The 12,104-nt window shown below is 66.8% G+C and carries 10 protein-coding genes, 2 tRNA genes and 2 rRNA genes; 10 read left to right on the top strand and 4 right to left on the bottom strand.

Going from position 1 to position 12,104, the window contains the following annotated elements; translation table 11 throughout:
- Nucleotides 1–3: 3 nt before the first annotated feature.
- Entirely contained in the window at nt 4–939 is a 936-nt protein-coding gene (gene sppA, locus ATI37_RS09355; protein ID WP_117238112.1) for a signal peptide peptidase SppA, read from the top strand.
- Nucleotides 933–1,343: an RDD family protein gene (locus ATI37_RS09350; RefSeq protein WP_117238111.1), complete on the top strand. Its 411-nt coding sequence runs from the start codon at nt 933–935 to the stop codon at nt 1,341–1,343. The genes sppA and ATI37_RS09350 overlap by 7 nt, the downstream gene beginning before the upstream one ends.
- Before the next feature lie 39 nt (nt 1,344–1,382).
- On the opposite strand, the gene ATI37_RS09345 is transcribed toward ATI37_RS09350, so the two are convergent.
- Nucleotides 1,383–1,459, bottom strand: a tRNA-Ile gene (locus ATI37_RS09345).
- 667 nt (nt 1,460–2,126) lie between these two features.
- On the opposite strand from ATI37_RS09345, the gene ATI37_RS09340 reads away from it, so the two are divergent.
- The 4 genes from ATI37_RS09340 (at nt 2,127) to moaA (ending at nt 6,402) form a co-directional block, all read left to right on the top strand.
- Nucleotides 2,127–5,043: ribosomal RNA gene (locus ATI37_RS09340) — 23S ribosomal RNA — on the top strand.
- 81 nt (nt 5,044–5,124) lie between these two features.
- A 5S ribosomal RNA gene (gene rrf, locus ATI37_RS09335) occupies nt 5,125–5,241 on the top strand.
- 11 nt (nt 5,242–5,252) lie between these two features.
- Nucleotides 5,253–5,328 (top strand) — tRNA-Gly (locus ATI37_RS09330).
- Nucleotides 5,329–5,424: 96 nt separating this feature from the next.
- Nucleotides 5,425–6,402, top strand: coding sequence for a GTP 3',8-cyclase MoaA (gene moaA, locus ATI37_RS09325; RefSeq protein WP_117238110.1), 978 nt, complete (start codon nt 5,425–5,427; stop codon nt 6,400–6,402).
- Here the strand turns inward: moaA and ATI37_RS09320 are convergent.
- Entirely contained in the window at nt 6,380–7,210 is an 831-nt protein-coding gene (locus ATI37_RS09320; RefSeq protein ID WP_117238109.1) for a DMT family transporter, read from the bottom strand. The two genes, moaA and ATI37_RS09320, sit on opposite strands and share 23 nt — an antisense overlap.
- A 17-nt stretch (nt 7,211–7,227) precedes the next feature.
- On the opposite strand from ATI37_RS09320, the gene ATI37_RS09315 reads away from it, so the two are divergent.
- From ATI37_RS09315 to ispH, 4 genes are read left to right on the top strand one after another with little or no spacing between them, the layout of a single operon-like run.
- Nucleotides 7,228–8,220 (top strand): polyprenyl synthetase family protein, encoded by a 993-nt coding sequence (locus tag ATI37_RS09315; protein ID WP_117238583.1) that lies wholly within the window; start codon nt 7,228–7,230, stop codon nt 8,218–8,220.
- Between the two features lie 7 nt (nt 8,221–8,227).
- Nucleotides 8,228–8,419, top strand: coding sequence for a hypothetical protein (locus ATI37_RS09310; RefSeq protein ID WP_117238108.1), 192 nt, complete (start codon nt 8,228–8,230; stop codon nt 8,417–8,419).
- Nucleotides 8,407–8,997 (top strand): hypothetical protein, encoded by a 591-nt coding sequence (locus tag ATI37_RS09305; protein WP_117238107.1) that lies wholly within the window; start codon nt 8,407–8,409, stop codon nt 8,995–8,997. The genes ATI37_RS09310 and ATI37_RS09305 overlap by 13 nt, the downstream gene beginning before the upstream one ends.
- Before the next feature lies 1 nt (nt 8,998).
- Nucleotides 8,999–10,021 (top strand): 4-hydroxy-3-methylbut-2-enyl diphosphate reductase, encoded by a 1,023-nt coding sequence (gene ispH, locus ATI37_RS09300; RefSeq protein ID WP_117238106.1) that lies wholly within the window; start codon nt 8,999–9,001, stop codon nt 10,019–10,021.
- Nucleotides 10,022–10,150: 129 nt separating this feature from the next.
- On the opposite strand, the gene ATI37_RS09295 is transcribed toward ispH, so the two are convergent.
- Together ATI37_RS09295 and ATI37_RS09290 are read right to left on the bottom strand one after the other, a co-directional pair.
- Nucleotides 10,151–10,735, bottom strand: a complete 585-nt coding sequence (locus ATI37_RS09295; RefSeq protein WP_117238105.1) for a tetratricopeptide repeat protein — start codon at nt 10,733–10,735, stop codon at nt 10,151–10,153.
- Between the two features lie 6 nt (nt 10,736–10,741).
- Complete coding sequence (locus ATI37_RS09290) at nt 10,742–12,055, bottom strand: glycogen synthase (RefSeq protein WP_117238104.1); 1,314 nt, start codon at nt 12,053–12,055, stop codon at nt 10,742–10,744.
- Nucleotides 12,056–12,104 lie beyond the last annotated feature (49 nt).

Below are 12,104 nucleotides of genomic sequence, written 5' to 3'. Positions count from 1 at the left end.
GGCATGAACCGCAAGCGCTGGGTTGCCCTTCTCCTCTTCTCCCTGGCCATCGCCTTGTTGGCCGTGGGTCTGGGCCGCCTGACCGCGCCTGAGAGGGCCAAGGGACGCTGGCAGGAGACCACCCTCTTCGGCCGGGGGGAGAGGGTCCTCCTCCTGGAACTCAGGGGCGCCATCCCCGGCGGCAGGGCCCTGGAGGACTTCCTCTCTCAGACGCGCCAGGCCCAGGAGGACCCGAGGGTTAGGGCCGTGGTCCTCTACGTGGATAGCCCCGGGGGCGGGGTCACGGAGACCGAGGCCATCCACCGGGCCCTAAGGAACCTGGCCCAGGCAAAACCCTTGGTGGCCAGCCTGGGCACGGTGGCCGCCAGCGGGGGCTACTACGCCGCCACCGCTGCCCGGGAGATCTTCACCGCTCCGACCACCATCACGGGCTCCATCGGGGTCATCTCTACCCTGCCCCAGGTCCAGGGGCTCCTGGCCAAGCTGGGGATTGAGGTAGAGGTCCTGACGGAGGGGAGGCTCAAGGACATGGCCTCAGGCCTGAGACCCCTAACCCCGGAGGAAAGGGCCATCATCCAAGGCTACATGCGGGAAGCCTACGAGCTCTTCGTGAAGCGGGTAGCGGAGGGGAGGGGGATGCCCCTAGAGGAGGTCTACCGCCTGGCCGACGGGCGCATCTACTCGGGCGAGCAGGCCGTGGCCCTGGGCCTCGCCGACCAGGAGGGCTACCTCGAGGACGCTGCCAGGAGGGCCGCCGAACTGGCGGGGCTGGAGGAGTTCCGCCTCGTGCGCTACCGGAAGCCTAGGGGCCTCCTTGGGGAACTCCTGGGGGATGGACTGCCTTTCGGCTTGGCCTCGGAAACCCAGGCCCTTTGGGAAGCCCTATCCCAAACCTACTTCCGCCTGGAGTACCGCTACCTGGGGGGTGGCCTGTGGTGACCGCCAGCCCCTGGCGGAGGCTCGTGGCCTACCTCGTGGACGGCCTGATCCTGGCTCCCCTCGTCGTCCTAGTCATGGCCCTAGGAGGGGTGGATCTGGCCAACCCTACCCCTTTGCAAAACTTCACCTTTAACGCGCTCCCCAGCTGGGCCTATTACGTGGTCTTCACCGCCCTCTATGGGGCCACTCCGGGGAAGATGCTGCTCGGCATCCGGGTAGTCAAGACCGACGGCAACCCCGTGGACTGGCTAACCGCCTTCATGCGGGAAGTCGTGGGCAAGACCCTTTCCATCCTCCCCCTGGGGCTCGGCTACGTCTGGGCCTTTTTTCACCCTAGGCGCCAAGCCTGGCACGACCTCATCGCCGACACCTGGGTGGCGCGCCGAGAAAGTCCTCAGAGCTGATCCCTAACAGGGAACCCCAGGCTTTCGGCCTGGGGCTTTTGGTGGGCGATGGTGGACTTGAACCACCGACCTCACGCTTATCAGGCGTGCGCTCTGACCAGCTGAGCTAATCGCCCTCGCACGCAAAGTTTAGCTTAGCGGGACAAAGCTCGCTCGTCAAGATACTGTGCTCTGGGCTTCCCTTGTTCCAAAGGGCTACGGTGGAAGCAAGCGGCACCGCCAGATGGCCAAGCTCCCGCCGTTGGGCTATGGGAAGGCGGCCAGGCGCCTCCAAGAGGGAAAGAGACCAGAATCCCCCGCCCCTACCCCGCCCAACCCCCCCTTTCCCCCGTCGCCACTCCCCGCAGGGCCTCCCCCATCACCATCCCCAGTGCAGGCCAAGGCCAAAAGCCGCGGGGTCTGGGTCCCCAACCCCCACCACGTCCACCCGGTAGCCCCCCAAGACCCCTCGGCCCGCAGTAGGCCCCCAAGGGCCTCACCTCCCCCCTCTCGGCCAGGCTTCAGGGCGGTCCCCTCGCCCTCCCCGGATGGCGTGCCCCACCCCCGCTCCCTCCCTCACCCCCGGCCACCCGGCAAGGGCAAAGCGTCTGTGGGTGAAGGGAAGTCCCCAAACATCTCCGTCCGTCGGAACTCGGGGGGCAAGTGGAGGTCGGGCCACCCCCTTGACACTTTTTTTGGGGTTTGGTAGACTCCTCTTTGCGCTGCCCAACGGGCGGCGGGGGATCTTGAAAGCCGGGGTGGATGGATGGAAGCCACGGGCCACGCGCCGCGTGGTCCATGAAGGGTCAAGATGCTAAGGGCCCACGGTGGATGCCTTGGCACCCGAGCCGAGGAAGGACGTGGCTACCTGCGATAAGCCAGGGGGAGCCGGTAGCGGGCCTTGATCCCTGGATGTCCGAATGGGGGAACCCGGCCCGTGGGAACACGGGCCACCGCCTTTGTGCGGGGGGAACCTGGGGAACTGAAACATCTCAGTACCCAGAGGAGAGGAAAGCGAAAGCGACTCCCTGAGTAGCGGCGAGCGAAAGGGGAAGAGCCTAAACCGCTCGGCTGGTCCGGGCGGGGTCGTGGGGCCCTCGGATGCCGAATCCCTAGCCTAGCCGAAGCCTCCTGGGAAGGGGCGCCAAAGAGGGTGAAAGCCCCGTAGGCGAAAGGTGGGGGGATAGGTGAGGGTACCCGAGTACCCTGTGGTTCGTGGAGCCATGGGGGAATCTGGGCGGACCACCGCCTAAGGCTAAGTACTCCGGGTGACCGATAGCGCACCAGTACCGTGAGGGAAAGGTGAAAAGAACCCCGGGAGGGGAGTGAAATAGAGCCTGAAACCGTGGGCTTACAAGCAGTCGCGGCCCCTTTGGGGGTTGCGGCGTGCCTATTGAAGCATGAGCCGGCGACTCACGGTCGTGGGCGAGCCTAAGCCGTGGAGGCGGAGGCGTAGGGAAACCGAGTCCGAAGAGGGCGCAGGCGGGCCGCGTGCGGCCCGCGCAGTCCGCGGCCGTGGACCCGAAACCGGGTGAGCTAGCCCTGGCCAGGGTGAAGCTGGGGTGAAACCCAGTGGAGGCCCGGACCGGTGGGGGATGCAAACCCCTCGGATGAGCTGGGGTTAGGAGTGAAAAGCTAACCGAACCCGGAGATAGCTGGTTCTCCCCGAAATGACTTTAGGGTCAGCCTCAGGTGCTGACTGGGGCCTGTAGAGCACTGATAGGGCTAGGGGGCCCACCAGCCTACCAAACCCTGTCAAACTGCGAAGGGTCCCAGGGGGAGCCTGGGAGTGAGGGCGCGGGCGATAACGTCCGCGTCCGAGCGCGGGAACAACCGAGACCGCCAGCTAAGGTCCCGGAGTCTGGGCTAAGTGGGAAAGGATGTGGCGCTGCGAGGACAGCCAGGAGGTTGGCTTAGAAGCAGCCATCCTTTAAAGAGTGCGTAATAGCTCACTGGTCGAGTGGCGCTGCGCCGAAAATGATCGGGGCTCAAGCCCAGCGCCGAAGCTGCGGGCCTAGGGCCTAGGCCCTAGGCGGTAGGGGAGCGTTCCCGATGCCGACGAAGGTCGTCCGTGAGGGCGGCTGGAGGCAAGGGAAGCGCGAATGCCGGCATGAGTAACGATAAAGGGGGTGGGAATCCCCCTCGCCGAAAGCCCAAGGGTTCCTACGCCATGGTCGTCAGCGTAGGGTTAGGCGGGGCCTAAGGTGAGGCCGAGAGGCGTAGCCGATGGACAGCCGGTTAATATTCCGGCCCTTCCCGCGGGTGCGATGGGGGGACGCTCTAGGCTAGGGGGACCGGAGCCATGGACGAGCCCGGCCAGAAGCGCAGGGTGGGGGGTAGGCAAATCCGCCCCCCGGGGGCTCTGCGTGGTGGGGAAGCCCGTGAGGGTGACAACCCTCCGAAGCCAGGGAGCCGAGAAAAGCCTCTAAGCACAACCCGCGGGAACCCGTACCGCAAACCGACACAGGTGGGCGGGTGCGAGAGCACCAAGGCGCGCGGGAGAACCCTCGCCAAGGAACTCTGCAAGTTAGCCCCGTAACTTCGGGAGAAGGGGTGCTCCTGGTGGCGCCCTCGGGCGCCGCTTGGGAGCCGCAGTGAACAGGCTCTGGCGACTGTTTACCAAAAACACAGCTCTCTGCGAACCCGTAAGGGGAGGTATAGGGAGCGACGCTTGCCCGGTGCCGGAAGGTCAAGGGGAGGGGTGCAAGCCCCGAGCCGAAGCCCCGGTGAACGGCGGCCGTAACTATAACGGTCCTAAGGTAGCGAAATTCCTTGTCGGGTAAGTTCCGACCTGCACGAAAAGCGTAACGACCGGAGCGCTGTCTCGGCGAGGGACCCGGTGAAATTGAACTGGCCGTGAAGATGCGGCCTACCCGTGGCAGGACGAAAAGACCCCGTGGAGCTTTACTGCAGCCTGGTGTTGGCTCTTGGTCGCGCCTGCGTAGGATAGGTGGGAGCCTGGGAAGCCGCCCTTTCGGGGGCGGTGGAGGCGCCGGTGAAATACCACCCTGGTGCGGCTGGGGGCCTAACCCAAGGGATTGGGGACAGCGCTTGGCGGGCAGTTTGACTGGGGCGGTCGCCTCCTAAAGGGTAACGGAGGCGCCCAAAGGTCCCCTCAGGCGGGACGGAAATCCGCTGGAGAGCGCAAGGGTAGAAGGGGGCCTGACTGTGAGGCCTGCAAGCCGAGCAGGGGCGAAAGCCGGGCCTAGTGAACCGGTGGTCCCGTGTGGAAGGGCCATCGATCAACGGATAAAAGTTACCCCGGGGATAACAGGCTGATCTCCCCCGAGCGTCCACAGCGGCGGGGAGGTTTGGCACCTCGATGTCGGCTCGTCGCATCCTGGGGCTGAAGAAGGTCCCAAGGGTTGGGCTGTTCGCCCATTAAAGCGGCACGCGAGCTGGGTTCAGAACGTCGTGAGACAGTTCGGTCTCTATCCGCCACGGGCGCAGGAGGCTTGAGGGGGGCTCTTCCTAGTACGAGAGGACCGGAAGGGACGCACCTCTGGTTTCCCAGCTGTCCCTCCAGGGGCATAGGCTGGGTAGCCATGTGCGGGAGGGATAACCGCTGAAAGCATCTAAGCGGGAAACCCGCCCCAAGATGAGGCCTCCCACGGCGTCAAGCCGGTAAGGACCCGGGAAGACGACCCGGTGGATGGGCCGGGGGTGTAAGCGCCGCGAGGCGTTGAGCTGACCGGTCCCAATCGTCCGAGGTCTTGACCCTTTGCCCTGATGGGCCACCCCGGCCGGGATCCCCCGCCCCTCAAGGGGGCGTGGGGAGTTTGAAAGGCAAAACAGGAGAATCCCCCGTGCCCATGGCGGCGTGGAACCACCCGTTCCCATTCCGAACACGGAAGTGAAACGCGCCAGCGCCGATGGTACTTGGACCGCAGGGTCCTGGGAGAGTAGGTCGGTGCGGGGGGTTTTGCCTTTGCGGGAGTAGCTCAGTTGGCAGAGCACGACCTTGCCAAGGTCGGGGTCGCGGGTTCAAATCCCGTCTCCCGCTCCACAAACACCCCCCAGGAAGGCCTGGGGGGTTGGCTTTTGTAACCCCCGTGACCTCCTCGAGTCCGGGATGGTATATCCTGGCCCCCAAGGGGGAAGCATGCGCCTACTGGACAACTATGGCAGGGTTATCAAGGACGTTCGCATCTCGGTGACGCCCCGCTGCAACCTGCACTGCCTCTACTGCCATCCCCTGGGCCTTGATCTCTACGAACCCCCCGGCACCCTCACCGTGGAGGACGTGGACCACTTCCTCGAGGCCGCCTCCCTCCTGGGCCTTTCTGCGGTTCGCTTCACCGGCGGCGAACCCTTGGTGCGCAAGGAGCTCCCCCAGATGATCGCCAAGGCCCGGGAGAAGGAGGGCGTGGAGGACGTGGCCATCACCACCAACGGCCTCCTCTTCGCCAAAAGGGCCAAGGAGCTTCTGGAGGCGGGCCTCACCCGGGTGAACATCTCCCTGGACGCCATCACCCCCGAGGTCTTCACCCGCATCACCCGGGGCGGGAAGGTGGAGCGGGTGCTGGAGGCCGTGGAAACCGCCTTGGAGCTAGGCCTCCACCCGGTGAAGCTGAACGCCGTGGTCATCCGGGGTATGAACGAGGAGGAGGTGGTCCCCCTGGCAGGCCTCTCCTTGGAGCGCCCCCTGCACGTGCGTTTCATTGAGTACATGCACCTGGACAACTCCGACCCCGAGGAGTACCGCCGCCGCTTCGTGCCGGGAAAGGAAACCCGAGGGCGCATTGAGGCCGTCTACGGTCCCCTAGAGCCTGTCCCCCACGACCCCTCCTCTCCGGCCCGGGTCTTCCGCATTCTTGGGGCTCAAGGCACGGTGGGCTTCATCAACCCCGTCACCGAGCCCTTCTGCTCCCACTGCTCCAGGCTTCGCCTCACCTCGGACCGGAGGCTCAGGCCTTGCCTCCTCACCGACCTGGAGATGGACATCTCCTGGGCCTTCGCCGCCGAGGAACCCGTGGAGGCCCTGGTGGACGCCATCCTCATCGCCACCCACCGCAAGCCCGCCTTCGGCAACACCCTCCCCACCCTGCGCAAGCGGGTCATGCTGGGGATCGGCGGATAGCCTGGAGGGTGGCGAGGATCACCAAAAAGGCTCCGAGGAAACCCAAGGGGCCTAGCCTCTCCTCCAGGATCATGAAGGCAAACAGCGTAGCCCAAACGGGCTCCAGGGTGTAGAGGACGGCCGCCTGGGGCGCGGGCACGTATTTCTGTCCCCAGGTCTGGAGCCAGGTGGTGAGGGCTGTGGCCGCCACACCCAGGTAGAGGACCGCGCCCCAGGGCACCTCCTCCAGGCGAAGGCCCTCCGCCAAAGCCCAGGGCAGGGCGAAAAGGGCCGTGCCCAGGACCTGGATGGCGGTGAGGGGCAAGGAGGGGAAGGCCTTGGCGTAGACCTCGAGGCGCACGATGTAGATGGCATAAGCGAAAGCAGTGAAGAGGGTCCAGAAATCTCCCACGTTGAGGGGGGGCTGCCTAGGGTCGTAGGAGAGCAACCCCACCCCCAGGAGGGCGAGGAAGGCGGCCAACCATACCCCACCCACCCGCCTCCCCACCAGGGAGAGGAGGAGGGGCACCAGGACCACGTTCAAGGCGGTGATAAAGGCGCTCCGGCTGGCCGAGGTGTGCTCGAGTCCTATGGCCTGGGAGGCGTAGCCCAAAAGGAGCCAGAGGGCCAACTCCAACCCTGGTCCCCAAGCCCCCGGGGGCAGACGGAAAAGGAGGGGGAGGAAGAAAACCCCCGCCACCAGGAAGCGAAGGAGGACCAGGAGGCTTGGGGGGATCTCCGCCACCGCCCCCTTGACCACCACGAAGGTGGTGCCCCAGATCAGGGTGAGGAGGTTGAGGGCCAAGAGGCCCAGGGCGTAGCCGCGCATGGCCTAAAGTGTATAGCATGGCATCCGCGCCCCAGGAAGTGCGCAAACTCCTTGGCGAGAGGCTTGTAAACCGCCTCCACCATCCTGACCCCTTTTACCAGGATCTCCTCCAGGAATATCCCCGCCGCGGGGGAAAGATGCTAAGGGGTCTTCTCACCTACTACAGCGCCCTGGCCCACGGAGCCGGGGAAGAGGCGGCCCTGCTCACTGGGGAAGCCCTGGAGCTTTTCCAGAACTGGGTTCTCATCCACGACGATATAGAGGACGGATCCGAGGAGCGCCGGGGACTCCCTGCCCTCCACCGCCTCCACCCCATGCCCCTGGCCTTGAACGCCGGGGATGCCCTGCACGGGGAGATGTGGGGCCTCCTGGCCCAAGGGGTGGCCCAAGGGGCCTTCGGCCCTGAGGTCCTCTTGGAGTTCCAGCAGTTGGTGCGGCGCACCGCCTACGGCCAGCACCTGGACCTCCTCTGGACCCTTACGGGGCGGCTGGACCTGACCCCTGAGGACTACTTCCTCATGGTGGAGAACAAGGCCGCCTACTACACCGCCGTGGCCCCCCTGCGCCTGGGGGCCCTCCTGGCGGGGAGGGAGCCCCCTCCCCTCTACGAAGAGGCGGGGCTTAGGCTAGGAGCGGCCTTCCAGATCGTGGACGACATCCTGAACCTCGAGGGGGACGAGGCCTACGGCAAGGAGCGGGCCGGGGATCTCTACGAGGGGAAGCGTACCCTGATCCTCATCCGCTTCCTCGAGGAGGCCTCGGCGGAGGAAAGGGCCCGCGCAGAGGCCCTTTTGCGCCTTCCCCGGGAGGCGAAACCCGAGGCGGAGGTGCGGTGGCTTTGGCAGAGGCTCCTGGCCTCTGGGGCCCTGGCCTGGACCAAGAGGGTGGCCCAACGCCTCAAGGAGGAGGGGCTGAGGACCCTCCCCCCTTTCCTGGAGGCCCTACCCAACCGGGAGGCGGCAAGGGTCCTCGTGGACCTCCTCGCAGCCCTGGTGGAGAGGAGGGCATAATGGGGCCATGCAAGGGGTCCGCTTCAAAGTGATCACCGGGAACGACCCAGACATATTTCAGGAACGCCTGAACCGCTTCGTGGAGGACCTGCCGGAGGCTGTGGTCCTGGTGGAGGTGAAGTTCGCCGTGGCCGAGGGCCCCTCTCCCCTCTTCGCCGCCCTGGTGCAGTACAAGGAAGTGGAGGCGTGGAAGGAGTAGAAGCCTTTCGCTTCTTCTTGGCCCTTAAAGGGGGGGTCTTGAGGGAGGAGGTGCGGGCCCGCTTTCCCCGCCTCGTGCCCCTCCTCAAGGCCCTGGGGGAGGAGGTGGAGGCCCAGGGGGAGACCTTTCGTTTGCGCCGCCCTCTCCTCCTCTCCTGGTTCGCCCCCCTCTTTGCCGCCCACTACCCCTCCCTCCCCAAGGAGGAGCGCCTCCTCGCCCTGGAGAGGCTCCTGGAGGCCGCTCACCGCTCTGCGGAAGCGGGGGAAACCTGGGTGGAGGGGGAGGGACCCTTGGCCGCGGCCCGGGCCTTCCAGAGGGGAAGCGAGGCCCTCCTGAAGGGGGCGTACCGGGAGGCCCTCCACCGCTATGGCGAAGGGCTTGGCCTCTTGGAAAAGGAGGGCCTCTCCTTCCCCGCTACGGCCCTGGCCCTCCTAGCCCTGGCCCAGGAGGGGTTCCGCCCGGGGGGCAAGGGGGGGGAAACGGCCAAAAAGGCCCTGGAAAGGGCCAAGACCCCCTTCGCCACCGCCCTTGTGATGAAGGTCCTTGGAGCCACAGAAGAAAGGCCGCCCAGGCCCTAGAATGGGAGGCATGTCCGGGCTTAAACGGGTCTACCTGGCCCGGCCTCGAGGCTTCTGCGCCGGGGTGGTCATGGCCATCGAGGCCGTGGAGCGCTGGACCGAGGCGGTGAAGGACCAGGGAGAGCTTGTGGTCTATCACGAGATCGTCCACAACCGGGCAGTGGTGGAGCGCCTCAAGGCCAAGGGGGTCCACTTTGTGGAGGACCTGAAGGAGATAGAGGACCTTCGCCGGAGGCGGCGGCTTGCAAACACCCTGGTCTTCTCCGCCCACGGCCACCCGCCCAAGGTGCGCCAGGAGGCGGCCCAGATGGGCCTCACCATCCTGGACGCCACCTGCCCCTTGGTGACCAAGGTCCACACCGAGGCCCGGCGCTACGCCAAGGAGGGGTACTGGATCCTCCTCATCGGGGACTCCGCCGACCATCAGGAGATCCGGGGCACCTACGGGGAGGCCCCGGAGAGGATCATCCTGGTGGCGGTGCACACCCATGTGGGCAAGGACCCCCGCCTGGCCGACCCCCGGACCGTGACCGTGCCCGACCCCGAGAAGGTGGTGGTCCTCACCCAGACCACGCTCAGCGTGGACGACACCCTGGCCACCATTGAGATCCTAAAAGGGCGTTTCCCTAAGCTCTTGGTGCCGGCAAGGAAGGATCTTTGCTACGCTACCCAGAACCGCCAGGAGGCGGTGAAGCGCATCGCCCCCAAGGTGCAGGCCTTCCTGGTGGTGACGAGCCCCCACTCCTCCAACGGGATGCGCCTTTTTGAGCTGGCCCAAAGCCTCACCGGGCGGGCCTACCGCCTCGATGGCCCCGAGGACCTGCGCCCCGAGTGGCTTTCCGGGGTGGAGAGCGTGGGCATCACCTCCGCCGCCAGCACCCCGGAGGACCTGGTCCAGGGGCTTCTCGCCCGCCTCGAGGCCTTGAGCCCAGGGTTGGCGGTCCTAGAGGAAGGGGAGGGGGAGGAAATCACCTTTCGCGAACCCAAGCCCCTCTCCCCGGAGGAGGTCTTGCGGGGCATCTGACCCCCACCTGGCCGCGGCCCCCATAGCGCACCGCACGGCCACTTGTTGGCCCGCCCGGTGAGCCCAGGGGGTCCCAGGGGGTTTTGCCCAGGATCCCCGCCGAGGGGCAGGGCCTGCCCTGGCCAGGCTCTACGGCCTGTAGAGGAAAAGGTAGGCGAGGAGGGCGAGGAGGAGGAATAGGGCCCAAAGGGGAATCCGGATGGAGCGCTTGCGCTCCCCCGTGAGGGGGTCTAGGGGGGCGGGGGGGGTCATCCTCAGCCGGGTAGCCCGCTTCATGTGGGCCACCATCTTGTCCAGGTCCCCCCTCCTCTTGTAGAGGGCGGCCAGGTTCTCGTGGAGAAGGGGGTCGTCGGGGGCCAGCCTCAAGGCCTTTCCGTAGAGGTCCAGGGCCGCCTCCTCCTCTCCCCTTTCCAAATGGAGGGACCCCAGGTTGGTGAGGGCCCGATGGTGCAGGGGGTCCAGGGTGAGGGCCTTCTGGAAGCGGGCCTCTGCCTCCTCCCGCCTGCCCTCCCGCACCGCTTTGACCCCTAGGACCACCTCCTTCTCGGCGGCGAAAAGGGGGTCCTCGAGGGCCTCGGGGGCCCTCTCCAGGAGGTCTAAACCCTTAAGAAGCCGCTCCTTTTCTCCCTCGGGGAAGCCTTCGGCATAGGCCCGGGCCCCCCCATAGTCCTTGCGCCTTAGGAGGGCCAGGAAGTGGTCCAGGGGGTCCGCCATCCCTCCCTAGTCTAGGGCCTCCCGGTAGACCCTGTGGTAGGCCCTGGCGGGCCCCTCCCAGGAGAAGTCCTTCCCCATCCCCCTAAGCCCCACCTCCTCCGCCCCCAGGCGGAAGAGGCGGAGCACGCCGTAGAGGAGGCCTTCCGGGTGGTAGCTCTGGAAGAGGACCCCGGTCCTCCCGTCCTCCACCGTGTCCTTAAGCCCGCCCACGGCCCGGGCCACGGGGGGCGTGCCGTAGCGCTGGGCGATCATCTGCGCCAGGCCGCAGGGCTCAAAGCGGCTGGGCAGCAAAAGGGCCTCGGCCCCGGCGTAGGCCAGGCGGGCCATGGGCTCGTGATAGGCCTCCAGGAAGGCCACCCTATCGGGGTTGGCCGCCGCCGCCTCCCGGAAAGCCCGGGCCAGCCCCTCCTCCCCCACCCCCTGGACGTAGAGGCTAAAGCCCAGTTCCAGAAGGCGGGGGAGGGCGGCGAGGAGGAGGTCCAGGCCCTTTTGGGGGTCCAGCCGGCCTATGTAGGCCAGGACGGGGGGCTTGAGGCCCGTCTTTTCCCAAAAGAGGGCCCGGGCCAGGGCCTTTCCCGAGGGGTCCTCCCGGGTGTAGGGGGCGGGGAGGTGGGGGTCCTTGGCGGGATCAAAGGCCTCGAGGTCCAGGCCGTTCAGGATCCCCCGGAGCTTGTGGGCGTGGCGGCGGAGGACCCCGTCCAGGCCCATGCCGAACTCCGGGGTCTTGATCTCCTCGGCGTAAGCAGGGCTCACCGTGGTCACCCGCCGGGCGAAGACGATCCCCCCCTTCATCAGGTTGACCCGGCCGTGGTACTCTAGGGCCTCCATGTGGAATAGATTCCAGGGAAAACCGGTCCAGTGGAAGAAGGCCCCGGGGTCCAAAAGCCCCTGGTGGGCCAGGTTGTGGATGGTGTAGACCGTGGGGAAAAGGAGGGCGAGGAGGGCCGCCGTCCAGTCGTGGGCGTGGACCAGGTGGTAGCCCTGGGCCAGGCGGCCCGCTGCCAGGGCGAAGCGCAGGTAGCGCTCGGGGTCATCGGGGTAGCCGTAGACCCGCTCCCGTCCGAAGCCCTCCACCCCGAGGAGGAGGAAGCGTACCCCCCCCTCCACCCGCTCCCCCAAGGGGGCCACCTCCTCCCGCCCGGCGAAGGGGAAGCCCACCTCCCCCACCCTCCTGGCCTCGAGGCCCCCGTGCCAGGGGAGGAGGACCTCCGCCTCTACCCCCAGGGGCTTCAGGGCCTTGGGTAAGGCCCCCACCACGTCGGCGAGCCCCCCCACCTTCACCAGGGGGTAGGCCTCGGGGGCCACGTGGAGGACCCGCATAGGCTAAGCATAGCGGGTCTGGCGTGGGCCGGCCTCTTCTGGGGCCCCC

Origin of the sequence: Thermus sediminis, assembly GCF_003426945.1 — a bacterium.
Taxonomy (GTDB): Bacteria; Deinococcota; Deinococci; order Deinococcales; family Thermaceae; genus Thermus; species Thermus sediminis.
The sequence above is the reverse complement of the archived record's forward strand: the minus strand, read 5'-3'. Positions and strand labels throughout refer to the sequence as shown.

What these genes read in the sequence shown, in the direction of transcription:
- sppA (WP_117238112.1), top strand. Translation starts at nt 4, where the DNA reads ATGAACCGCAAGCGCTGGGTTGCCCTTCTCCTCTTCTCCCTGGCCATC.
- moaA (WP_117238110.1), top strand. Translation starts at nt 5,425, where the DNA reads ATGCGCCTACTGGACAACTATGGCAGGGTTATCAAGGACGTTCGCATC.
- ATI37_RS09320 (WP_117238109.1), bottom strand. Translation starts at nt 7,210, where the DNA reads ATGCGCGGCTACGCCCTGGGCCTCTTGGCCCTCAACCTCCTCACCCTG.
- ATI37_RS09315 (WP_117238583.1), top strand. Translation starts at nt 7,228, where the DNA reads ATGGCATCCGCGCCCCAGGAAGTGCGCAAACTCCTTGGCGAGAGGCTT.
- ATI37_RS09310 (WP_117238108.1), top strand. Translation starts at nt 8,228, where the DNA reads ATGCAAGGGGTCCGCTTCAAAGTGATCACCGGGAACGACCCAGACATA.
- ispH (WP_117238106.1), top strand. Translation starts at nt 8,999, where the DNA reads ATGGGAGGCATGTCCGGGCTTAAACGGGTCTACCTGGCCCGGCCTCGA.
- ATI37_RS09295 (WP_117238105.1), bottom strand. Translation starts at nt 10,735, where the DNA reads ATGGCGGACCCCCTGGACCACTTCCTGGCCCTCCTAAGGCGCAAGGAC.
- ATI37_RS09290 (WP_117238104.1), bottom strand. Translation starts at nt 12,055, where the DNA reads ATGCGGGTCCTCCACGTGGCCCCCGAGGCCTACCCCCTGGTGAAGGTG.